The organism is Kaistella sp. PBT33-4 (assembly GCF_029194425.1).
Classification (GTDB): domain Bacteria; phylum Bacteroidota; class Bacteroidia; order Flavobacteriales; family Weeksellaceae; genus Marnyiella.
On record NZ_JARFYL010000003.1, the window covers coordinates 79,458 to 102,415 of the forward strand.

Below are 22,958 nucleotides of genomic sequence, written 5' to 3' on the forward strand. Positions count from 1 at the left end.
TTACTTATTCTTTTCAACAAAAACTTTAGACAGAAAAAGACAGATCGCGATAACCAGCAGGAAATAGCAGATGTCGCGGAGATCGATTAGCCCTCTTGTAAAACCAAGGAAATGCTGATAAAAACCCACCTGAGACAGAATATAATCTGCACCGCCAAGAAGTTTGTAGCTGGCCAGCTGTTCAATACCGAAATACAGGATAAAACACATAAAAACTCCCAGCAGGTAAGCCATGATCTGGTTTTGCGAAAGTGCCGAGGCCAGAATACCGACCGCCGAAAATGCCGCTACCAGAATGATGAGTCCAAAATAGCTTCCCATTGTTGCTCCCATATCCAGATTTCCCTGCGGTACTCCCAACACATAAACCGTATACAGATAAACCAGTGAAGGTAAAAGACAAAGTATACCAACGAACCATACCGCTAGAAATTTAGCGGTCACGATTTCGGAGATGTGCACCGGTTGAGAAAAAAGCCACTGAAGTGTACCGCCCTGTCTTTCCTCTGCCAATGACTTCATGGAGAGCGCCGGAATGACAAACATCAAAAGCCAGGGTACCAGTACAAAATAGCTTTGCAGTGTGGCAGTGCCTATATCGAATATATTTGAATCATTTTCAAAAAAGAATAGAAAGAGCGTCCCGATTAAACTGAAAGCCGCAATGATCACCCACGCGCTCCAATTGCCGAAATAAGTCCAAAGTTCTTTTTTAAATATTGCTGTCATTTATATTGAATTATAATGAGGATTTTATGCCTTAATCTTTTTTTTATTCCTGTTCACCAACTTTACTGTGAGCATTATGGCCATTACCAATCCGGCAAATCCTGCCAGAAGCTGCCACCAGTATTCAATGACCATAGATTTTAATATTACGGTGAATACAACTAAGAAAAGTATGAAGGTCGCAATTTCGTTGGCCTGCCTCAGTTTAATATTGGCGGTTGGAAAAGTGTCGCCTGCCAATGTCTTCATTTTGAGAACCTGTTTCCAGGACCAGTAATGATACAGACCGAGCCCAATCAAAAATGTCAGTTTCAGATGAAACCAGGGCGTCTTCATCAGCCCAAAATTCAGAATGATGAGGGTAAGACCACTCAGCAGCATAATGACTCCCGCGGGAACTGTGATGATGTTCCATAATCTGCGTGTCATAAACAGGTATTGCTCACGCAGGATCTTTTTCTTTTCCTCCTGAAAGTCGTCTGTATCTTTATAGTACACAAAAAGTCTGACCAGATAGAAAAGTCCGGCAAAATAGCTGACCATAAAAATGATGTGAACGGCTTTGATGACGGTATAGAGCATCCAAAAAATTTAAGCGCAAAGATAGACTTTTTATAGCAAAAAAAATGGTGCAGACAGCGCCACACCATTCGTTATTTGTCAATTATAAACTTAGATTACACCAAGTTCCTTACCTACTTTGGTAAAGGCTTCAATTGCTTTATCCAGATGTTCTTTTGTATGAGCAGCTGAAAGCTGTACACGGATTCTTGCTTTGTTCTTAGGAACCACCGGATAGAAGAATCCAATTACATAAATTCCCTCTTCCATAAGCATTTCGGCCATTTTTTGAGACAAAGGCGCATCGTACAGCATCACAGGAACAATGGCTGCATCCCCGTCCGGAATATCAAAACCTCTGGCCTTCATCTCGGTGCGGAAATACTCAGCGTTTTCCATTACTTTATCACGGAGCGAGGTATCTTCGGAAATCATATCAATTACCTTTGAAGCGGCGCCTACGATTCCCGGAGCCAAAGAATTTGAGAAAAGATAGGGTCTGGAACGCTGTCTCAGCATATCGATAATCTCTTTCTTTCCCGAAGTAAATCCGCCCAAGGCCCCACCCAATGCTTTACCAAGAGTGGATGTGATGATATCAACCCTACCCATTACCTCATTGGACTCATGGGTACCGCGGCCGGTTTTGCCTATGAAACCTGTAGCGTGAGAATCATCCACCATTACCAGGCAGTCATATTTCTCCGCCAGGTCACAAACCCCTTTCAGGTCCGCAACAATGCCGTCCATTGAGAAAACACCATCTGTAACGATGATTCTGAAACGGTGGTTCTTTTCGGAAGCCGCCTTAAGCTGTGCTTCCAGGTCTTCCATATTGTTGTTTTTGTAACGGTAGCGCGCCGCCTTGCAAAGACGGACACCGTCTATAATGGAGGCGTGGTTTAGCTCATCTGAAATGATAGCATCTTCCTCGGTGAAAAGCGGTTCAAAGACACCACCATTGGCATCAAAACAGGCAGCGTACAGGATAGTATCCTCCATGCCAAGGAAATTTGAAATTTTAGCTTCCAGCTCCTTGTGTATATCCTGAGTTCCGCAGATGAAACGTACGGAAGACATACCGTAGCCATGACTCTGGATCATATCCTGTGAAGCTTGCATCACTTCCGGATGGTTTGAAAGTCCAAGGTAATTGTTTGCGCAGAAGTTAAGCAGTTTTTTACCGTTGGCCTCAATTTCAGCAGACTGCTGCGAAGTGATGATCCGTTCGGTTTTAAAAAGGCCGTCGTTCTTTATATTGTTAAGTTCCTGCTGCAGGTTGTCCAGATACTTTTGTGAAATCATTCTTATTAATTTTAGATGGGCTAATTTAAGAAAAATAGAGGCAGGATACTAACACTTGGGCATTCGTGGCAAAATTTCCAAAACAATAATTCCGCACTTTACCATGGTTAGCTTAAGATGTTAATCCGTTATTCCGCTATTATTTTTTGATGAATTTATAGTTACCGTCCCCAATTGCAAGAATATAATTGCCCGGAACCAGTTCGGAAATATTCAAAGCTTTACCCGGAGTATAATTTCCCACTTTTACCAGCTTTCCGTCCGTTGCAAAAATTTTGAAATCCGCCGGACGGGTTAACCCTGAGATGCTGAATTCATCACTGGCCGGCACTGGATAAACGGATATAGTATCCTTTACCGTTTCCTCGGTTGAAAGGGATGCATCCATCACTACCGTTGAATTCTTTTCCAGAATCTGGTGCTCATAATTGAACTGCACGGAGGCTACGGCAAAGTTGAGCGGATAGTTAAAGTACTGCCCGTTTGCAGTGTGTTCAGGCTTCAGATAAACGACCTGGCCGCCCGTACCGTTCACCTTAATGGGAAGAGGCATTTCATAGAAACTTACTGAAGGATGACTGGTAGTCTGCAGCGCCTGAATAGTGATGGATTGGTTCGCGTTCTGCTTCCATCTGATATTATAGGTAGGATAACCCTGACCGTACACCCAATCATTGAAGAATTCGGTGAAATCCTTTCCGGTTGATGTCTGAAGTGAGGTATTTAGGTCTGTTGTTCGCACATAATTATAGGCGAGATTAGGTCGCTGGTGGTAGTCCTTAACGGCCTGATAAAAAACAGGATCAGTTAATACCCATTTCAGCATGCGGACTACATAACCGCCTTTCGCATAGCTTAATCTTCCGTTAAAAATGGCATTTACACTACCCAAATTGGAGTCTGCAACATAAACACTTCCGCCCGTGGCCGAAGTGATGTAATCCTTTTGGTCCTCCAGATAGTTCATAAACTGCACAGGCGTCATTATCAGTTTTTCATTGACCAGATGCTCACCGAAGGTGGCAAAGCCTTCGTTTAGCCATATATCGTTCCAGGCGCCGCAGGTTACCTTGTCGCCAAACCACTGGTGCGCCAGTTCATGGGCAATAAGCTGCTTTGAAAATCCACCCATGGACGACATGGTCTGGTGTTCCATACCACCACCAAACTGAAACTGCATATGACCGTATTTTTCGTTGCGGAAAGGATAAGCGCCAAAATAGGTCTCAAAAGTAGTCATGGCCTGCTTGGTCCATTCAATATTGGCCATGGCGGAAGCATCGTTTACTGTAGATGGATAAATATAGTTCACAAAAGGGAAAGGGGGCGTACCGATAACATCATTCAGTTTTGTGTAGTTGGTTACCGCAATCGCTATAAGATAAGCAGCCGTAGGATACTGCGTTCTCCAGAAAGTTCGCTTCTGACCACCCGTTAAGGTTGTTTCGGACATCAGCGTACCGTTTGAGGCCACATTATACTGGGCTGGTGCGGTAATTTTTATGTCAAAGTTTTCAATTTTGTCATTCAGACTTTGCTTCGTAGGAAACCAGTCCTGCGCGCCGTAAGGCTCTGAAAGTGTAGAAAGCAAAGCTACCCCATTCTGGGAAGTGGTAGTAAATGCATTATAACCCGGCGCCGGTGCACCAGCATAATGTATGCTCAGGGAATCAAGCACACCGGCAGGACGAACAGTCGGAAAGTCAATCTTCACCTCGTTGCTGCCAAGTTGCTGGAAGTTAAGGTTAGCACCCTGATAGACCACCTGAGAAACAGTAAGCTGAGTGGTAAGGTCAAAGTAAATACTGGAAATATTCTGGTTCGGAATGAAATGCGAGGTCACACTGCCGGAAACCTGATAAACCGCGGGGTCCACGCTTATGTCCATACGCTGGTAGCGCAGGTCGTAATTCAGCGTGTTGGGGTTTACATTTCCAACATTCATCTTATTGAGGAAGGCCTTCTGTTCTTTACTGATCAGCACTGAAGTTTGGTCAGGAAGTATCTGGGCTTTCAGCTGGGAAGCCAAAATAGTAACGAGTAAAAAAAATATCTTTTTCATTCATAAAAATTAAGGAAATAAAGATATAAAAAAACCTCCCGGTTGGATTCCGGAAGGTTAATATTCATTTTAATAATATCATCAAAGATTTAAGGTGGGCGCCAGGATACTTTCCATACGCTGTTTCACCTGGTCTACGGAACCCGCGTAGTTATTCACCATTAAGGAAAAAACAAGTGTCCGTCCTGTATTGGTTTTCAGATAGCCGGCCAGTGTCTTTACCTTATTCAGTGTCCCGGTTTTAGCAAACACCTGTCCGTAGCCACTGCCCATAAAAGATTTTTTCAGTGTACCGGTCTGTCCGGCAATAGGCAGTGAGTCAAAATAAATCCTATAGTAATCCTCCTTCATCAGATCGGTAAGATATTTCACCTGCGCAATTGGGGTAACATGGTTATTTCGTGAAAGTCCGCTTCCGTCATAATAATTTAAACCTTTCATATCAAAACCTCGTGCGAGCAAATGCGCGTTTACAACCTCGCGGCCCGACTCCAGGGTTTGATCACCTTTTTTCTGAAAACCCGACATTCTCAACAGTGCCTCCGCCAGGGCGTTGTCACTACGCTGGTTGGTATCATAAACGATTTCAGCTAAAGTGGGCGACTTGTAGAAGGTGATGAATCTTCTCTCCTCTGGATTCAGGTCGGTTGTGCGGGCCTCTACCTTTCCTGTTACGGGAATGCCTTTTTTCACCAGTGCAGTTCTCAGTGTATTTGCAAGTGAATAGGGAGCATCCGGCAGTTTTGTGGATAGTGGACTGCCTTCAAATTTTTCCGCATAAACCATCTTGTTGATGTAGGGCGAAACATAGAAATAACGTTTGCTTTCCTTATCAAAAGGGCTGGGTTTCTTCGCAATCAGTTTTTCATTGGCAGGATTGATATTCGCAGTGGTGCCCACCGGCAGATAATAATTATGGTGCTCCAGCCATACAATGTTTTCGGGAAGTACCGCTCTTTTATTTTCCTTGAAGACGGCATTCTGGATAATGATCCCACCGTTTACCCTGCGGATTCCCAGGTTTTGGACTGCTGATATAAAGTCGGCAGAAATCCGGCTGTATGTGCTGGCACCGGCTTTACCGGTACCCAGGGAAGGGTCGCCGCTACCTATGATATAAAGGTTCCCGTTCAGGTTGCCATCTGCATCTAACTCACCTGAATATTCCAGTTGGGTAATCCAGCGGAATTTGTCACCAAGCAGGCTCAAAGCAGTTTCGGTGGTAAGAAGTTTGGTAGTGGAGGCCGGAATCAGGGAGGCTGTCTCGTTATAGGAAGAAATGACTTTACGGGTTTTTGGGTCATATACTACGAATCCCCAGTCAGCGTTCCGAAGAACCGGGTCGTTCATCATACCGTTCAGGTTAATGTCGACAAGCTCTTTGGCAGAAAGTACTACTTTTTCAGCAGTAACGGATGTATTGGAAGGTAAGCTGGTACTCTGGTTTTCATACATTGTAGGATACTGCTTCACGGAACTATTGCCCGACTGTGCAGCCATCAATGCTGAAAACATGACCGAGACACCGGCGATATAGTTTTTCAGTTTAATCATCATAAATATTGTTCACTTTATTTTTGATTAATGCTTTATCTTATGGTTAAAGAACTTCTGCGAAGTTTCTAAATCAGCTGATCAATGCGCCAAAAGTATTAAATAATATTGAATATCAATCATTTAAAAAACCTAAAAGACTAAAAATGCTGTTAAAAAATGTTAATAATCAACATAAATGTGACGTTTTACACTTCGGTAAGCCGCGATTTCCTCAAATTCAGCGATACTTTCCCTTATATAATTTTTAAAAATCTTATAAGATTTTCCACGGGGTAATTTAATTAAAATCTGGTACTGATACATCAGGTTGATTTTGGCCAGCGGCGATTTCTCGGGTCCCAGAACACATTCTGCCGGTAAATATTTACGCAGAATGGAACCCAGAAACTGTGATGACCGGTCTGTCTTGCCTTCGTTACGGTGCTTAAGTTCAATAAGGATGGTTTTGGTAAAAGGCGGATAATTGAATTTTTTCCTTTCCTCCAGTAAGTAGGTGTAGATTTCACGCGGATCATTTTCACGGATCAACTGAAATATGAAATGCTGTGGATTATAGGTCTGAATCAGTATTCTTCCCCTACCGGATACACGTCCCGCGCGTCCGGAAACCTGAGTAATGAGCTGGTAGGCTCTTTCTTCTGCACGGAAGTCCTGCACATACAGCATATGGTCCGCACGCGGGATAGTTACCAATTCTATATGGTCAAAATCCAATCCTTTGGAAATCATCTGGGTGCCTACAATGATGTCCGTTTCGCCACTTTCAATCTTTTCGTAGAGTTTCTCATAGGCAAATTTCCGGCGCATAGAATCCACATCCATGCGTTCAACTTCCGCATCAGGGAAAAGCCGTGAAACTTCCTCATGGATCTGCTCCACCCCGACACCGCGGGTATTCAGATTTTCCGCGTTGCATTTCGGGCACTTGCTTGGTTTGGAAGATTTATTTCCGCAATAATGACATTTAAGCTCATTGGCATATTTATGATAAGTCATAATCACATCGCAGTTGCTGCAATAGGAAACATGACCGCAAGTCTCACATTCCACCACGTTTGCATAGCCGCGACGGTTGTGCAGAACCATCACCTGATTTTTATGCTGAAGATTTTCAGTAATCTCATCGAGTACCTGCTGGGAAAAGTTGCCACTAACCTTTTTGCTCTGCTGTGCCTCTTTAAAATCTATAATTTCAAACTGAGGCAGATTCACCTTGCCGAATCTTTCGCTTAACGTGACCAGCTTAAGCCTGTCGTTTTGGGCCAGCCAGTAACTCTCTACCGATGGAGTGGCCGATCCCAGAATTACCCGTCCGCCATAAAGCTCGGCCAGTATAAGACTGGCATCCCGGGCATTGAAATAAGGGGCCACCTCACGGGGACGGTAGGCGGTATCATGCTCTTCATCAACTACAATCAGTCCAAGATTGCGGAACGGTAGAAAAAGCGCGTTGCGGGTACCCACCAGAACCCTGATTTCGTTGGTTCGGATACGGCGCCACACTTCTACCCTCTCAAAATCAGAGAGTTTCTGATGGTAAAAGCCTAATGCCTGCCCGTATTTCTTTTCCAGACGCATTGCGGTTTGTTTGGTCAGCGCAATTTCCGGAAGCAGCAAAAGAACATTCAGACCGGCCAAAACAGTCTCCTCGATATTCTCAAGATAGAGATGGGTCTTGCCGGATGACGTTACGCCATGCAACAGCACATTCTTACCTTCCTCAAACGCTTCAGCTATTTCCTTACGGGCGCGCATCTGCTCACCGCTCAGCTCTTCCAGCTGTTCCGTTTCACCTTCATATGATTCCAGGCGGTCCACCTGCAGAAAATATTCCTCAACAAGGTTCTTTTCGAGAAGGGATTTAAGTTGTGCATGCGCAAAATTACCATCGTCCAGAATATGGGACTTACGAAGCTGAGCTTCGGGGTTTTCGGTATGCATCTGGAGGATCATCAGAAACAGTTCCTGCTGTTTGGGCGACCTTTTCAGCTGGAGAAGGATTTCCGGCAGATGATTCCGGACGGCTTCAGGATCCTTAATTCGCACATAGGCTACTTCTTTGGCCTTATACTTTTCTGTGATCTTCTCATCCACCTCAATATACTGTAAGTCTATCAGCGAATTAATGGTCTTGATTATTTCCTTTTTAGGAATAAACGCCTCAATCTCAGAAAGATTAATTAACTGTCTGACCTCCAGGGCCTGAATCAGGTACATTTCGTGTACATCTAGATTCTGGAAGTCTACAACCACATTAGGCTTCATTTTAAGATAGGTTTCACTTTCCAGCTTCAACGAACCGGGGAAAGCCAGCCTGTAAATCTCACCCAGATTACACAGATAATAATCGGACATCCAGGCCCAGAAATCAATCTGTTCCTGTGGTAAAATGGGAGATTCGTCCAGTATACTGATGATTTCTTTGGGTACAAATGCGTCCTGAACTTCATCATCATGAATCCTGAAAACGATACCCGTATAAATTTTTTTTCCGCCAAACGGCACTAAAACGCGCATTCCGGGGCGAAGTTGATCCCCGATGGCTACCGGAACGCTATAGGTGAACGTTCCCTGCAGGTTAAGTGGAAGAATTATCTGTGCAAACTTCAAGGTAGTGCTTGTGGAATTGGTGGTGACTGCTGAAAAGTAAATCCAAAAATAAGGATTTAATATAAGTTTTACCGGCTTTTGAGCATAAAAAAGAGCGGATCCTGCTCCGCTCAATTTTATAAATTACTTAAGTTGATGCTATATCTAACTGCCTTTTCTTCTTTCCAGCTCTTTAGAGATAAGTGCCAGCTCACGGCCTGTCTGTCCTGCTACCGAAGTATTTTCCTGAGCCCGGCGTGTAAGGTAAGGAACGACATCTCGTACGGGTCCGTACGGCAGATATTTAGTGGCGTTGTACTTATTTTCGCCTAAATAATAAGTAATATTATCACTCATGCCGTACAGCTGGCCAAAGTGAATTTTCCCGTAATCATTTGGCAGTGACTGGTCACGCATTCTGTCCATGACCAGCTCCGTAGACTTTTCATTATGCGTACCGAAAAAGGCGGAAACGCGGTCGGTGTTCTTCATTACAAAGTCGATGGCAGCGTTAAAATTATCATCGGTAGACTGTTTGTCAGGCTGTATAGGATCCGGATAGTTCATCTCTGCGGCGCGGGCTCTCTCCTTTTCCATATAGGCACCGCGAACAAATTTATAACCCAGGTAATAGTTTCCTTCCGTAGCCCGTTTCAGGTCCTGCGCCAGATATTCCAGCCGTCCGGTGCGGTACATCTGAATGGTATTCCAGACGATGGCTTTTTCCTGGTTAAACCTGGACATCATATCATTAACAAGATCATCCACAGCGGTCTGTATCCAGGTTTCCTCGGCATCAATCATGATGACTACATCTTTCTCATACGCCAGGCGGCAAACGTTTTCATAACGCTTAACCACGCGTGCCCACTCTTCCTTTTCACTGGTCGTCAGTTCCGTTCCGGCCTGGATTTCCTGATAAATGCCCAGACGTCCAAATCCGGTAGGTTTAAAAACCACGAAAGGAATCGCCGGATTTCCTTCGGCAAAATTAATGTTGTGCTTAATCTCCTCACAGGTAAGATCAAAAGTCGCTTCATCCTCTTTTCCTTCAATAGCATAATCGAAGATGCTTCCTATATGGTGTTTGTACAACTTGTCAACAACCTGCAGGCTTTTCTCGCGGGTCTCGCCCCCGGCAAACTGCTCGAAGAGAGTGGTACGTACAATGCCTTCCACAAGGGGAAATCTGTTGTGAATGGTGAAGTTGAGAGCTTTTATACCTAAACTTGTAAGCGTAGGATGCTCAATGGCTTTAAACATCCAGTAGGCTTTTCGGAGCTGGTCGGTGGATTTATCCTGAAAAGCAATCTTTGTATCGTTGAAGATGGACATAAAATGGGTGGAATTATTACGCAAATTTAACAATAGTTTGCGGTATACAAAAGGTTAATACTTCAATATAATCCCGTCTGCAAGCATAGCCAGTATGCCCACGAAAATCCAGATCCGCAGCATATTAAGTGCATAGGACCGGGACCTGTCTCTTTTGAGCTTCATTTGGAAAAAAACTGCTGCCAATACAATCAGGCCCAGGAGAAAATACCAGCCCATAACCCGCTCCAGCCCAAGCCAGTCCGTAATAAGCAGTGAAACACCAAAGGTGAATCCCAGGAGGACGGAAATGACTGCTGATGTAGTTTTTTCGTTGAAATGGTTGGGAATGGTCATATATCCGAATAGCCGGTCCGCTTTTTTTGTGAGCGTATCCTTTATGATGTCCGTAAGCAGCAACATAAGCGTCAGATAAAGCGCCATCATAAAAATCTGAACGGAAAAAGTACGGTAGTAAACCAGCATCCCAAAAAAAGGATACAGTGTAAGCGCTACGAATGTGACATTGTTAATGACAAGCATTCGGCTAAGGCGGTGACTGTACAGCCACATCAGGAACTGGTAAATGAGGAAGAAGATTACAACCCGCGCTGAGATAAGCAGTGCGATGCCCAGCGACAGCGTATTAAGGATCAGGTAGGCATACAGAAAATACTTCTGTTTCAGGAAAGCCTGCAGCCTGCTCCGGAAAGGTTTCACCAGGCGGTCCTTCTCGCGGTCATAAAACTGATTGATGATGCCACCTGCCAGAATGCTGAGTAAACTGCAGAAGATAATAGCGTGCACACGAAAATCAAAAACAAAGGCACGCAGACTTTCTTCCTGATTAAACAGAAAAAATGTGGAGACATACAGCGCAAAAGCCAGCAGGACAGTCATGAAAAAACGCGCTCCCAGAAGGAAGCCCGTCAGCTGTGAAATTCTGTAGATTACAGGTTTTTTTTTCATAAACAGTCAGAGGGCAAGCCGGTAATCATAAAAAATCAGGTTGATGATCAGAATCTGTAAATCACTTCTTTATTAAAGCCACTCAGCATCTTTTCGGCTTCTTCGTAATCCCTGGTAAATCCAAGGATGTAACCGCCGCCGCCGCTGCCGCACAGTTTAAGATAGTATGCGTTGGTGTCTATACCTTTCTTCCAGATATTATAAATACTCTCAGGAATCATTGGTTTAAAATGATCGTAGGCCCACACTGAAAGTTTCTTCAGGTTTTTGAAGAACGGATTCATTTCCTTTTTCAGGAAAGCATCAATACAGGCATTGTTATAGCGGATAAACTCTTCGCGGAGTGTTTTACGGAATCCTTCGGTTTTCATTTTTTCAAAGAAAATCTGCACCATAGGACCGGTCTCTCCTACCATGCCGCTGTCGATCAGGAAAATGGCGCCTTTTCTGTCATCTGTACTGGCCGGAATGGTAACCTTGTCTACACTCTCCCGGTTCTCAATAAGTATAGGCAGATTCATATAACAGATCAGCGGATCGATACCGGAGCTGGTGCCGTGGAAATAACTTTCCAGGATACCAAAAACCTTTTTCAGGTCTTTCAGCTGGTCTTTGGAAATACTGTCCGGATGATACTTTGTAAGCGAATATCTTTCAAAAATTGCCGCAACCAGGGCACCGGAACTTCCCACACCATATCCCTGCGGTATATTACTGTCAAAGAACAGGTTGTTGTCAATGTCTTTTTGAAATGCCTCAAGGTCAAGCTGATATCCATCCGGCAGTATAACCGTGTTCAGATAAGAAGCATAAAGCCTAAGGTGTTCATTGGATTTTTTCTCAAAATCTGTAGGTAATGCTGAAAACTTAAGGGTACCCTTATAAAAGCTGTAAGGCACTGTAAGCCCCTGAGAATCCTCGATGATACCGTATTCACCGAAGAGAAGGATTTTCGCGTAAAATAAAGGATTCGTCATATTATTTAAGGATCACATTTCCAACTGCAAAGATACAAAAAGCCGGGCGATAATATGTTAGCCATTTAGCAAAAGCCGAGCCATAAGATTATAAGTCCGTAAACTATAAAACATCCTTATCCGTATTAACCTGAATCTTCATAAATCTGATAAGAATAAGTCCGACGGCGAAAAACAGGGTCATTGAAAGCGCGGCATAACGCATATTGTCGAACCTGTCTATTAACGTAGCGAAAATGAAGGTTCCCAAAATAATGGCCAGTTTCTCCAAAACATCATAAAAACTGAAATAAGTTGTATTGTCATTGCTCTCCTCCGGCAGTAATTTGGAGTAAGTAGAGCGTGACATGGCCTGCAGACCACCCATTACCAGACCTACAATTGCTGCAACGCCGTAGAACTGATATTCTACATATGGATTTTCCTTGTTCAGGAAGTAAGCAGAAAGGCAGGCCACCATCCAGAGGATTACAGCTATTGAGATTACATTCTTGTTTCCGATCCGGCGTGAAAGCCTGGAGAATATAACAGCACCAATGATGGCTTCAATCTGAATAATGAGCAGCGTGGCAATAAGCTTGCCCTGTTCCAGGTTGATTTCGCTTTTACCGAAAAGTGTTGCCATGAGGAAGATGGTCTGCATACCCACACTGTAAAAGAAAAAACTGGAAAGGAAATATTTCAGGTTGGCATCTTTAAAAAGAGTACGCCCCACCTTAAAAAGCTCATTAAAACTCTCTTTGGCAACATCCAGATAAAAATTGATATTGTCTTTCAGCACCTCAAAAAATCCACCCTGCTCTTCGTGTTTTTTGAAGATATTCTTATAGTTCAGCAGCACCAGATCCTTGGGTAGCTGATCTTTAATCAAACCAAACTGCGGCAGATGGCGGAAGGTATACTGTGCAAAACCAAACCACCAGGCACCTGTCAGCAGGAATGAAATCCGCGTATATAGTTTTGCCTGTTCCGCATCTTTAGCAAGCACCTGAATCAATATAAGACAGATAATGACCAAAACTACGGATCCGATATACCCGTAAACATAACCGCGGGCCGACAGTGCATCCTGTTTGTCACGTGTGGCAATATCCGGCAGGAAGGAATTGTAAAAAACCAAGCTGCCCCAAAAGCCCACGCTGGCAGTTATGCTGAAAAGAAGCCCCAAAAAGACATTGTTCATACCGGTGAACATGGCCAAACCCATACATGAGGTGGCACCCAGGTAGCAGAAGAACTGCAGGAAGGACTTTTTATTCCCAATCGTATCAGCCAGTGATGACAGGAAGGGTGAAAGCAATACTACAATAAAGAAGGAAATGGTGAGGGAATAACCATAAACAGCGTCGGGATGGTAACTTTCGCCGAAAACAGTAATCTGGTTTCTAACCGGGACCATTATGTACTCACCGGTTTCTTCAACAAAAACCTTTTTTTCCGTTATCGTGGTCAGTATCGCATAATAGATGGGAAATATGGTAGAAGTAATTACCAGTGAATAAACCGAATTAGCCCAGTCATAAACCGCCCAGGCTTTCATGATTTTCGGATTGTTCTTGATCCTTTTGGTCGTGGTCAGATTTGTTTCCTGCATGGAGATGAAATATTAACAAAAATAAAGAAACCATTAAGAATACGGTTTAAATTAACTGTATTTCTTAATGGTTTAATGAAATTTAAAGTGCCTCTTACTGCATGTTTTCGATAACGATAGCAGATGCTCCACCGCCACCGTTACAGATAGCTGCAGCACCGTATTTACCACCGTTTTGCTTCAGTACATTAATAAGTGTCACGATGATTCTGGAACCTGAACTTCCCAGTGGGTGACCCAAAGATACGGCACCACCGTTTACATTCACCTTAGCTTCATCCAGTCCCAGGATTTTATTGTTGGCAAGTCCAACTACGGAGAATGCCTCGTTAAATTCGAAGAAATCAATATCCGATACCTCCAGACCTGCTTTCTTTAGGGCCACGGGAAGGGCTTTTGCCGGTGCAGTGGTAAACCATTCAGGCTCTTGGGCAGCGTCAGCGTAAGAAACGATTTTAGCCAGAGGCTTAAGCCCCAGCTCATTCATCTTCTCACCGGACATCAGGATAAGTGCGGAAGCACCATCATTTAGTGTTGAAGCATTAGCTGCTGTTACTGTACCGTTCTCTTTCTGGAAAACCGTTGGCAAAGTGGCGATTCGGTCGAAATTTACCGATTTATATTCTTCGTCCTCAGCAAAGATAACAGGCTCTCCTTTTCTTTGCGGGATCTCCACAGGAACCACTTCATCACTGAATTTGCCGTCGGCCCAGGCCTGTGCGGAACGCTTGTAGGACTGAACCGCGAAATTGTCCTGATCTTCGCGCGAAAACTGATGTTCTGCAGCACATTTTTCTGCACAAACACCCATATGTACTTTGTTGTACACGTCGGTAAGCCCATCCAGTACCATACCGTCCTGCATCTTTACATCGCCCAGTTTAGTTGCATTCCTGGCATTAAAATAATGAGGAACTGCTGACATATTCTCCATACCACCGGCAACAATAATGTCCTGATCGCCGGCCTTAATGGACTGCGCACCCATCATTACAGCTTTCATACCGGAAGCGCAAACTTTATTGATGGTTGTTGAAGGGGTTTCGTTGGAAAGTCCAGCCCCCAAAGCCGCCTGACGTGCAGGTGCCTGACCTTCGCCGGCCTGCAGCACATTACCCATATATACTTCCTGAACCTGCTTTGGATCCAGGTCGATCTTATCCAATGCTCCTTTGATTGCTGCAGCACCAAGTTTTGGAGCCGGAACCGTGGAAAGGCTTCCCATAAAACTTCCGATTGGTGTTCTTGCAGCAGATACGATGAATACTTCTTTCATTTTGTTAAATTATTTGATTGACGGCAGTAAAGACAGCCATTTTATTGATTTTAAGAAGCCGCAAATTACGAAAAAAAACACACTAGTCCGGAGTGTGTTTTTCATGAGTTTAAACGGCCGGTTAAAGTGTGATATTCACGAATTCCACACCAACCTGAAGACCGAATTTGTTATTAAGCTGTGTGTCTTTTTCAAAAATGGGCGTAAAATCCTTCTTTAAGAACAGATGAATACCGCCGTAACCGAGACTGAATTTACCGCCGAAAAGAAATGGGCTCACACCGTCAGTCACTCTTTCCTGTACCACAATTTTGTTACTGACATCGGAGGAATACCGGTATTTGATCCGGTTGCCAACTTTGACTCCTCCGTAGATGCCCAGACCCACACGGAATTGGCTCTTTGTTGCGTCCAAATATTCTGTACCTTCGTGCTCCAGGTACTTGGGATTTAATACAAAGTTGACGCCCACAGGAACTTCAATATAATCAACGGCTAAATTGGAGTATTTTATTTTTCCAGCTTCAAATGGAGCGATGTAAAGATAGTCTTCGGTCTGTGCGAACACGCGATCGGGGCCCAGATCGTAAATATCTTCCCTGAAACCTAAACCATAGTTGATGAACACAGGGCTTTTATAATTTCCTAACTGATTCTCACGGCGCAGCACAAAATTCCAGGAAATGCTCTGTCCCAGGCGAACCTCAGATTCATCATTAAAAAAATTAAACGGGGCATCGCTGTTGGTTAAGGTGGGCATACCAATGCTTACAGCCAGATCAGAACTGTTCAGTAAATCTTTTGGATGTTTACTTTTTTTAGTTGCATGTTTTACACTCACACTAACTTCTGAAGTTTCGGACTCTTGATCAGTGTCTGAATTTTGCATTGCAGAAGCCAAAACATCGTCAGTAATCTCATCCAATGCTTCCCTTTCGGCATTCACTTTTTCGCGAAGGCTCTGCTCATAGCGCTCCGCAATTTCCTTACGGGTTTTCTGCTTTTCAGCTGCAGTAATTTTGCCTTCCTTATATTCTGAATCCAAACTGTTAAACTCGGCATTCATTTTCATCTTTTCGGCTGCAACTATACTGTCTACATTAGCCGCATGCTCTTTCATCTTTTGACCGAGCGTTGGAGTTTCCTGAGCAAACAACACCGCAGAAACTGACAGCGCTATTCCCGAAAGTAAAATTCTTGTGTTCATCGTGGTTATTATTGTTTTTTAGTTTATGTTACTTATTTAAAGTTGTGCTTAAGGATATAAACACACTCATCCACCGGCAATCAGTTATCTGCACATTATTTGTCTTAACTCTATATTGAAAAAACACACCTGTGTAAGCGTGTTTTCAATAAAGAATTTCAGGAAGAGATTCAGCCTTTGGCTTCTTCGGTCATTTTTGTATACTGGAATACCAGCCAGCTGAAATAGTCCCACTTCACGGATTCTGCAGGATACTTTGCCATAAATTCTTTGTTATCGCCAAAGAGGAAATTGTAATGCTCTTCAAAATCCGCTTTCTTCAGCCAGATCACACGGTCACCTTTTCTCACATAAAATGATTTGGTTACTCCGCCGCCTACCTGAGGGCTGGTTAAAGGTCCCATTCCAAAGGTTACACCTGTTGTTTCTGAGGCCACAGGATCTGCATAAACCTCAATAATGCTGCTGAAATCGGGGTTGATAAGCTGCATCAGATACTCCTTTTCAGCTTTTTTATTTTTCAGGGAAACAGTTTGGTTACGCAGATAAACCTCATCTTTCTCTGTTATTTTCGAAGGGCTTTTCCTGCTCCAGTTACTGATTTTGTTGAAGTAGTTGGCTGTACGCATCCCTTTTTCAAAACCGGAAACAGGCAGGTACATCTCCGCAATATCCTCTGCCTTATAAGTTTCATCTTTACCGGTAGCAGTATTTCTGATCTTTACGGAATAGATCTGGCCTTTTTTGCGGTCCATATCGCGGGCGTTGCCCTTTACATTCCCGGCATCTTTTAAAATGATCCGTGTTTCCTTTTTTGGCGAGAATCCGGTGAACATTTCCCCGAACATGTAGTTGTCCATCTCCTTCATTTCTTCCTTACTGTATTTCACTTTTTGGGCGAAGGACAGACCGGAAACAAGCATAAGCGTAAGTGCTGTCAGTTTTAATTTCATCATGATTTATGTGTTTTTTTTAAACTAGTGTTTCACTGCACCAATGGCAGCGGGATTGTGTTTATGTTTGAACAGAATGGCAAACAGAATGGCCACAACAAGTGAATAAAGTGCGAATACGAGCCAGATTTCATGCCACATCTTCCCGCCACCGTCGGTGGTAAAAAAGGAGGTAATCAGCCAGCCGCTCACCGCACTGCCCAGGATCGCACCAAAACCATTTGTCATCATCATAAAAAGTCCCTGCGCTGAAGAGCGGATTTTACTGTCTGTGTTGGATTCCACAAAAAGAGACCCGGAAATATTAAAGAAATCAAAAGCCATCCCGTATATGATATTAGAGAGGATGATCAGCAACAGCCCAAAACCTTCCGGTTCCCCAAAAGAGAAGAAACCAAAACGCAGCACCCAGGCGACCATGGAGATCAGCATAACTTTCTTAATACCGAATTTATAAAGGAAAAAAGGAATGGCCAGGATGAAAAGGGTTTCTGAAATCTGCGAGATGGAAATGATCATGGTGGAATACTGTACTACAGCCGAGTCTTTATACACCTCCACTGAGCCAAAATCCTTCAGGAAGGTGTCGCCATACATATTTGTAAGCTGCAGCGCCGCGCCCAGGAACATTGAAAACACAAAAAACAGCGCCATCTTTTTTTCCTTGAAAAGCTTAAAGGCATCCAGTCCTAATTTCTGGGCAACGGTAGCATTATTACTGATTAGCCTTGGCGGTGGGCATTTTGGAAGAAAGAAGGAAAAGATCCCTAAAACGACCGCAAATATACCGGCAAAATAAAACTGATTCGCATTGAGTGAGTTACCAATCATGTTTGCTACCTTCTGACCCACGCCAATTCCGAATGCGGAGAAGGACTGCTCGTCACTGAAAATATTGGTACACCACATGGCCGCAATAAACCCTATAGTTCCCCACACGCGGATGGGCGGAAACACCTTTACAACATCATAATGACTGTCCTTCAGTAATTTATAGGATATTGAATTGGACAGTGATAAAGTAGGCATGTAGAAACACATACCCACCAGCAGGATCCAGAAAAAAGTTGTGGGATCATCGGTCAGCGCCAAAAGAAACAGCGTGAGTCCATACAGAATATGGAGCGTTCCGTACAGTTTTTCGGCATTGATCCATTTATCTGCTACAATCCCCATCAGTGCGGGCATAAATATGGACGCTATCCCGAGGGTAGAAAATACAGCGCCAAACTCGGCACCACTCCACTGTTTATATGAAAATCCGTAGGTACCTAATGTTGTAAGCCATGCTCCCCACACAAAAAACTGCAGAAAACTCAGGACGGTGAGTCTTAATTTTAAATTCATAAAGTCAGTATGATTATTCAATTTTCTTTTTCCTTCTCTTGATCTCCTCCTGAATTTCCATGGCGGTATCAAAATCCTCATCCTTCACCGCATCTTCCAGCAGTTTCTGAAGGTCATCCATAGAGAGTGAGGTCAGCGACTGATCGGCCACCAAATCACTGAATTCGGGATCTTCGGACTGCTTTTCTTCTATTTCAAGCAGGATTCCGGCTTCACTAAGAACCTCTTCAGTTGTAAATATAGGCGCATCAAAACGTACGGCCATAGCTACGGCATCTGAAGTTCGGGCATCCAGGACCACGGCCTGCCCCGTTTCTTCATTCAGAAGATTTATATTTGAAAAGAAAACACCGTCTACAATCTGATAGATGATGACGGAAGCAATAGAATGCTTTGTGTCTGTTATAAACTTGGCGAACAGGTCATGCGTTAAAGGTCGGGGCGGATGAATGTCCTTCTCAAGACCCAAAGAGATGGACTGTGCCTCAAAATTTCCAATCACCACGGGAAGTTTCACATTGGTTTCTTCATGCTCCAGCAGCAGCGCATAGGCGCCGGACTGGGTCTGGCTGTATGAAATTCCGCGTATGACGAGTTGCTTTAAATCCATAAGCACAAATATAATTAAATTTAGTATTCATTCTGAAACTTTGGTTTCAGGCCAACAAATAAAAAAGTCCGGACTCAGCCGGACTCTGTCTGTAAGAAGGGTTTAATCTACCCTTTCAATGCTTTAATTTTCTCTGTAAGCGCAGGAATGATCTGGAAAGCATCGCCCACTACTCCATAGTCTGCCGATTTGAAGAAAGGCGCTTCTGCATCACTATTAATCACAACAATCGTCTTGGAAGAGTTTACCCCAGCAAGATGCTGTATAGCTCCTGAAATTCCTACTGCGATATACAGGTTAGGCGCAATTGCCTTACCGGTTTGCCCCACGTGCTCGGAGTGAGGTCTCCAGCCTATATCTGACACTGGCTTGGAGCAGGCTGTAGCGGCACCCAAAGTGTTCGCCAGATCCTCAATCATTCCCCAGTTTTCCGGACCTTTCATTCCGCGGCCTGCTGACACTACAACTTCAGCTTCTTTTAGGTCCAGTTTACCGGAGCTCTGTTCGTGCGACAGAACCTTAGTATCTTCGTTTGCAATCGTCAGGTCTTTTACTTCCTCGTTTCCTGCCACAGCATTTTCCTTCACACCGAAAGCATTCTGGGAAACAGTGATGATCACACCCTGCCCCTCAGCCTTTGCATGCATGTAACCCTTTCCGGAAAAAGCTTTTCTTTTCACCTGAAACGGAGATGTGCTTTCCGGAGCCTCAAGTACATTGGTAATAAGCGAGAAATCTTTCATCACCGCCAGCATGGGTGCTACCGAAGAAGCATCTGTAGTGTGCGGAAATACAATCACATTTCCGTCTGCTACTGCGTTCATTGCCTCGGCATAAGCACGCGCACTGAAATTCTTAAGTCCGTCATCTTTTATGTTGATGACTTTATCTGCACCATATTTATATAATGAATCTGATGCGTCAGTCGGGTTCACGGAAACCGCGGTCACTGTATCACCCATTTGGTCAGCGACAGCTTTAGCGTAGGAAACAGCTTCAAAAGCGGCTTTTTTATAAACTCCGTTTATATTTTCTGCATATACGAATATTGCCATTTTAAATCTTTTTAAAAATTAATTTTTCTGAATTAGATCACTTTTGCCTCTTCGTGCAGCAGTCTTACAAGTTCGTCAATATTATCCGGTGATACCATTTTTACCGCAGCTCTTGGCGGTACGGAATCGTAAGAAACACCCTGTACTTTTACCTGAGCAGAAGTACCTTCTTGTACGTTTAAAGGTTTTGTCCTTGCCGACATAATACCTCTCATGTTTGGTATAATAAGCTCTTTCTCGTCTACCATACCTTTCTGACCGGCAATCACCGCAGGTAACTTTACAGAAATGGTTTCTTTTCCACCTTCAATTTCGCGAACCGCCTGAGCTTCAGCACCGTTCACTTCCAGACCAACGCATGCGTTAACAAACGGCTTGTTAAGCAGCTGCGCCACCATTCCGGGAACTGCGCCACCATTATAATCAATGGATTCCCTTCCGCAAAGGATAAGGTCGTAACCACCCGCTTCAGCAACAGCAGCTATTTCCTTCGCTACCGAAAAACTGTCCTTTGGCTCAGCGTTGATCCTTACCGCATCGTTTGCACCAATAGCAAGCGCTTTGCGGATTACAGGCTCAGTGCCGGCATCACCTACATTAAGTACCGTTACCGTAGCACCCTGCGATTCCTGCAGCTTCACCGCCTTGGTTAATGCAAACTCGTCCAGAGGATTGATTACCCACTGGATCCCGTTTTTGTCCAGCGCGGACTTGTCTGCTGTAAAATTAATTTTGGAAGTAGTATCCGGAACACTACTGATACACACTAATATTTTCATGTTGAAAGTTATTTATGGATTTAGAACCTGAGGGCTCTGGTTATGAAGTTTATTTTGGCTAAGATAAAAAAAATAAATATTATGCATGCATAGCACTATGCTGAATAATATTTACTGCATAATTAAGTGTTTGGTTTAGAGGGCCTAATCTCAATCTTACTCGGCAAGGTACGCGGATTCATCTTGAGGATATCCATTATTAGTTCACCCAAATCTTCAGGCTGAATTTTCCAGGCATCCTTTTCGGAAGGTTCATTACCGTTAAAGTTGGTGGATACTGATCCCGGCATAATGGTGGACACTTTAATATTGTATTTACGCAGGTCGATCATGGCGGCCTGTGTAAAACCTACCGCGCCAAACTTGGATGCATTGTAACCCGCACCATTTTCAAAGAAGTTGGTTCCGGCCAAACTTGAGATGGTAATATAATAACCTTCGGTTTTCTTGAGTTCTTCTACTGAAGCTTTCAGAGTGTGGAAAATACCGGTCAGGTTGGTTTCTATCATGCTGTTCCAGTCTTCCAGTTCCATTTGGTCTATCGGTTTAAATACTCCCAGACCCGCATTGGCAATAACATAATCCAGTCTGCCGAATTTATTGATGATTTCGGCCACCGCATTTTTCTCATCTTCAAAATTGCGGACATCCGATGCAATACCGAATGCCTTTGTTCCGTCATCAGAAAGGATTTTCGCTGCCTCTTCAGCATCTTCCTGTTTTCTGCCGGAAACCGCTACTTTGATTCCGTTTTTTATTAAAACTTCGGCGATACCGAAACCAATACCTTTGGTTCCGCCCGTTATATAAGCTACTTTATCTTTAAACATACTTTAGAATTTTAGTGGCCTAAAGATAGCAAAAAGGCGCTGGATAGGAGCAATTTCAAGAGATTTATTACCAGCCATAGCGAGGATGAGTTTAAAAAATGCTGCGATTCCACTAAAGTGAAGATCAATAAACAAAAAAAATTCCGCACAGAAGTGCGGAACCCAAGCCATTAAGTTTTCACCTTATTTTTTGATAAACTTTTTGCTCACCATGCCCTCTTCAGTCTTTAAACCGAGGATGTAGCTCCCAACCGGCAGACTTCTTACATCAATTTTGCCATCCACCAATTTTGCATCCATCCTGACACCCGAATGGTCGTAAATGTAAGTGCTTAGAATTTTTACTTTAGAATCTACTTTAAGGAAATCGCTTGTGGGTACAGGATATACTGAAATACCCAATTTGGCCAAGACCGCCTCATTGGTGCCCAGTAGGTTTACTGTTGGAACTGCCCGTACCGTTAGATTGTCAAACATCCCTTCAAAACTTGCCGTATTACCTGTAGTAACTGCATTTTCCATCGTAAAATCAAGTTCGTAAATATCAGTAATTGCTCCCGTAATTGTACCCTCAAAGCCGGGACCTTTAAAAGTGATCAGACCTGTAGTTGCATTGTACGCCCAACCGACGCGTACCCACTGATTGGGAGGCAAAACAATAGGTGTGGCGCCAAGGGTAACCAGCGATGGATTTGTACCTGCAGCGGTGGTGTATATCCCATTTAATACTTTAGTATCGGCCTGCATCCTGAACCCACCGAGATACTTCGCATAATTGGTATTGTACAACTCCATTCCTACCGTGTTTTTACTCGTGGACACGGGGCCGGTATAAAAATCATATTCAATCTGAATGGTATTGTTTCCCGGTGTTCTTGTTGCCCATAAAGCGGCCAGGCCATCTTTCCACATGTAGCGTGATGAACTTACATCGCCCACCGCACCTGTAATTTTAAGATCCTTATCTGTTCCGGAATTTACTATTTGGAAATCTGTCACAGCTGATCCTGAAGTGAGCCAACCACCCTGACCAGGGGTCACACCCGTTGCATCTGCTGTAACATTACCCACAGTAAGGGTCTCGAAATTTTCGGTCATTAAAGTTTGCGAATGTGCCACAGTGGATATCACCATCAAAGCAGCAGAAAATAGAATTTTTTTCATCTTATATAAATTTATAGGTTACGTAAAATTATGAAAAAATAAACAAAGTCATATTTTTTATATTACATCAACTTATTTCA

19 protein-coding genes are annotated in these 22,958 nt (G+C 43.6%); all 19 read right to left on the reverse strand.

Translation table 11 applies throughout. The annotated features are described in order from the left end of the window. The 19 genes from P0M11_RS06405 to P0M11_RS06495 all read right to left on the reverse strand — a co-directional run bounded on the left by P0M11_RS06405 (position 1) and on the right by P0M11_RS06495 (position 22,878). Entirely contained in the window at positions 1–729 is a 729-nt protein-coding gene (locus tag P0M11_RS06405; protein WP_275624937.1) for an ABC transporter permease subunit, read from the reverse strand. Between the two features lie 24 nt (positions 730–753). Next, positions 754–1,311 (reverse strand): CopD family protein, encoded by a 558-nt coding sequence (locus tag P0M11_RS06410; RefSeq protein ID WP_275624938.1) that lies wholly within the window; start codon positions 1,309–1,311, stop codon positions 754–756. Positions 1,312–1,401: 90 nt separating this feature from the next. Continuing rightward, entirely contained in the window at positions 1,402–2,595 is a 1,194-nt protein-coding gene (gene kbl / locus P0M11_RS06415) for a glycine C-acetyltransferase (protein ID WP_275624939.1), read from the reverse strand. Between the two features lie 139 nt (positions 2,596–2,734). Beyond that, on the reverse strand, positions 2,735–4,657 hold the full coding sequence (locus P0M11_RS06420; RefSeq protein ID WP_275624940.1) for a M1 family aminopeptidase: 1,923 nt from the start codon (positions 4,655–4,657) through the stop codon (positions 2,735–2,737). An 81-nt stretch (positions 4,658–4,738) separates the two neighbouring features. Next, positions 4,739–6,211, reverse strand: coding sequence for a D-alanyl-D-alanine carboxypeptidase/D-alanyl-D-alanine-endopeptidase (dacB, locus tag P0M11_RS06425; protein ID WP_275625329.1), 1,473 nt, complete (start codon positions 6,209–6,211; stop codon positions 4,739–4,741). A gap of 162 nt (positions 6,212–6,373) precedes the next feature. After that, complete coding sequence (gene priA / locus P0M11_RS06430; protein WP_275625330.1) at positions 6,374–8,824, reverse strand: primosomal protein N'; 2,451 nt, start codon at positions 8,822–8,824, stop codon at positions 6,374–6,376. Positions 8,825–8,968: 144 nt separating this feature from the next. Next, on the reverse strand, positions 8,969–10,138 hold the full coding sequence (locus P0M11_RS06435; RefSeq protein ID WP_275624941.1) for a proline dehydrogenase family protein: 1,170 nt from the start codon (positions 10,136–10,138) through the stop codon (positions 8,969–8,971). 54 nt (positions 10,139–10,192) lie between these two features. Further along, positions 10,193–11,086, reverse strand: a complete 894-nt coding sequence (locus P0M11_RS06440) for a UbiA family prenyltransferase (RefSeq protein ID WP_275624942.1) — start codon at positions 11,084–11,086, stop codon at positions 10,193–10,195. 47 nt (positions 11,087–11,133) lie between these two features. Next, positions 11,134–12,063 (reverse strand): mevalonate kinase, encoded by a 930-nt coding sequence (locus P0M11_RS06445; RefSeq protein ID WP_275624943.1) that lies wholly within the window; start codon positions 12,061–12,063, stop codon positions 11,134–11,136. 103 nt (positions 12,064–12,166) lie between these two features. Beyond that, positions 12,167–13,657 (reverse strand): MFS transporter, encoded by a 1,491-nt coding sequence (locus tag P0M11_RS06450; protein ID WP_275624944.1) that lies wholly within the window; start codon positions 13,655–13,657, stop codon positions 12,167–12,169. Positions 13,658–13,751: 94 nt separating this feature from the next. Then, positions 13,752–14,933 (reverse strand): acetyl-CoA C-acyltransferase, encoded by a 1,182-nt coding sequence (locus tag P0M11_RS06455; protein WP_275624945.1) that lies wholly within the window; start codon positions 14,931–14,933, stop codon positions 13,752–13,754. 121 nt (positions 14,934–15,054) lie between these two features. Further along, entirely contained in the window at positions 15,055–16,140 is a 1,086-nt protein-coding gene (locus tag P0M11_RS06460) for a hypothetical protein (protein ID WP_275624946.1), read from the reverse strand. A 170-nt stretch (positions 16,141–16,310) separates the two neighbouring features. Continuing rightward, entirely contained in the window at positions 16,311–17,096 is a 786-nt protein-coding gene (locus P0M11_RS06465) for a hypothetical protein (RefSeq protein WP_275624947.1), read from the reverse strand. A gap of 21 nt (positions 17,097–17,117) precedes the next feature. Continuing rightward, the gene (locus P0M11_RS06470) at positions 17,118–18,440 is read right to left on the reverse strand and encodes a nucleoside permease (RefSeq protein WP_275624948.1); all 1,323 of its coding nucleotides are present in this window, start codon (positions 18,438–18,440) and stop codon (positions 17,118–17,120) included. A gap of 13 nt (positions 18,441–18,453) precedes the next feature. After that, positions 18,454–19,050 carry a bifunctional nuclease family protein gene (locus P0M11_RS06475; RefSeq protein ID WP_275624949.1) on the reverse strand — a complete coding sequence of 199 codons (597 nt, stop codon included), beginning with the start codon at positions 19,048–19,050 and terminating at the stop codon, positions 18,454–18,456. Positions 19,051–19,157: 107 nt separating this feature from the next. Further along, positions 19,158–20,105: an electron transfer flavoprotein subunit alpha/FixB family protein gene (locus P0M11_RS06480; RefSeq protein ID WP_275624950.1), complete on the reverse strand. Its 948-nt coding sequence runs from the start codon at positions 20,103–20,105 to the stop codon at positions 19,158–19,160. Between the two features lie 32 nt (positions 20,106–20,137). Continuing rightward, the gene (locus P0M11_RS06485) at positions 20,138–20,884 is read right to left on the reverse strand and encodes an electron transfer flavoprotein subunit beta/FixA family protein (protein WP_275624951.1); all 747 of its coding nucleotides are present in this window, start codon (positions 20,882–20,884) and stop codon (positions 20,138–20,140) included. Positions 20,885–21,006: 122 nt separating this feature from the next. Then, positions 21,007–21,714: an SDR family oxidoreductase gene (locus P0M11_RS06490; protein ID WP_275624952.1), complete on the reverse strand. Its 708-nt coding sequence runs from the start codon at positions 21,712–21,714 to the stop codon at positions 21,007–21,009. A 183-nt stretch (positions 21,715–21,897) separates the two neighbouring features. Then, positions 21,898–22,878 (reverse strand): T9SS type A sorting domain-containing protein, encoded by a 981-nt coding sequence (locus P0M11_RS06495; RefSeq protein WP_275624953.1) that lies wholly within the window; start codon positions 22,876–22,878, stop codon positions 21,898–21,900. Between the last annotated feature and the right edge of the window lie 80 nt (positions 22,879–22,958).

Excerpts from the sequence above, each read along its gene's own strand:
- P0M11_RS06405 (WP_275624937.1), bottom strand. The coding sequence starts at position 729 with ATGACAGCAATATTTAAAAAAGAACTTTGGACTTATTTCGGCAATTGG.
- P0M11_RS06410 (WP_275624938.1), bottom strand. The coding sequence starts at position 1,311 with ATGCTCTATACCGTCATCAAAGCCGTTCACATCATTTTTATGGTCAGC.
- kbl (WP_275624939.1), bottom strand. The coding sequence starts at position 2,595 with ATGATTTCACAAAAGTATCTGGACAACCTGCAGCAGGAACTTAACAAT.
- P0M11_RS06420 (WP_275624940.1), bottom strand. The coding sequence starts at position 4,657 with ATGAAAAAGATATTTTTTTTACTCGTTACTATTTTGGCTTCCCAGCTG.
- dacB (WP_275625329.1), bottom strand. The coding sequence starts at position 6,211 with ATGATTAAACTGAAAAACTATATCGCCGGTGTCTCGGTCATGTTTTCA.
- P0M11_RS06435 (WP_275624941.1), bottom strand. The coding sequence starts at position 10,138 with ATGTCCATCTTCAACGATACAAAGATTGCTTTTCAGGATAAATCCACC.
- P0M11_RS06440 (WP_275624942.1), bottom strand. The coding sequence starts at position 11,086 with ATGAAAAAAAAACCTGTAATCTACAGAATTTCACAGCTGACGGGCTTC.
- P0M11_RS06445 (WP_275624943.1), bottom strand. The coding sequence starts at position 12,063 with ATGACGAATCCTTTATTTTACGCGAAAATCCTTCTCTTCGGTGAATAC.
- P0M11_RS06450 (WP_275624944.1), bottom strand. The coding sequence starts at position 13,657 with ATGCAGGAAACAAATCTGACCACGACCAAAAGGATCAAGAACAATCCG.
- P0M11_RS06455 (WP_275624945.1), bottom strand. The coding sequence starts at position 14,933 with ATGAAAGAAGTATTCATCGTATCTGCTGCAAGAACACCAATCGGAAGT.
- P0M11_RS06460 (WP_275624946.1), bottom strand. The coding sequence starts at position 16,140 with ATGAACACAAGAATTTTACTTTCGGGAATAGCGCTGTCAGTTTCTGCG.
- P0M11_RS06465 (WP_275624947.1), bottom strand. The coding sequence starts at position 17,096 with ATGATGAAATTAAAACTGACAGCACTTACGCTTATGCTTGTTTCCGGT.
- P0M11_RS06470 (WP_275624948.1), bottom strand. The coding sequence starts at position 18,440 with ATGAATTTAAAATTAAGACTCACCGTCCTGAGTTTTCTGCAGTTTTTT.
- P0M11_RS06475 (WP_275624949.1), bottom strand. The coding sequence starts at position 19,050 with ATGGATTTAAAGCAACTCGTCATACGCGGAATTTCATACAGCCAGACC.
- P0M11_RS06480 (WP_275624950.1), bottom strand. The coding sequence starts at position 20,105 with ATGGCAATATTCGTATATGCAGAAAATATAAACGGAGTTTATAAAAAA.
- P0M11_RS06485 (WP_275624951.1), bottom strand. The coding sequence starts at position 20,884 with ATGAAAATATTAGTGTGTATCAGTAGTGTTCCGGATACTACTTCCAAA.
- P0M11_RS06490 (WP_275624952.1), bottom strand. The coding sequence starts at position 21,714 with ATGTTTAAAGATAAAGTAGCTTATATAACGGGCGGAACCAAAGGTATT.
- P0M11_RS06495 (WP_275624953.1), bottom strand. The coding sequence starts at position 22,878 with ATGAAAAAAATTCTATTTTCTGCTGCTTTGATGGTGATATCCACTGTG.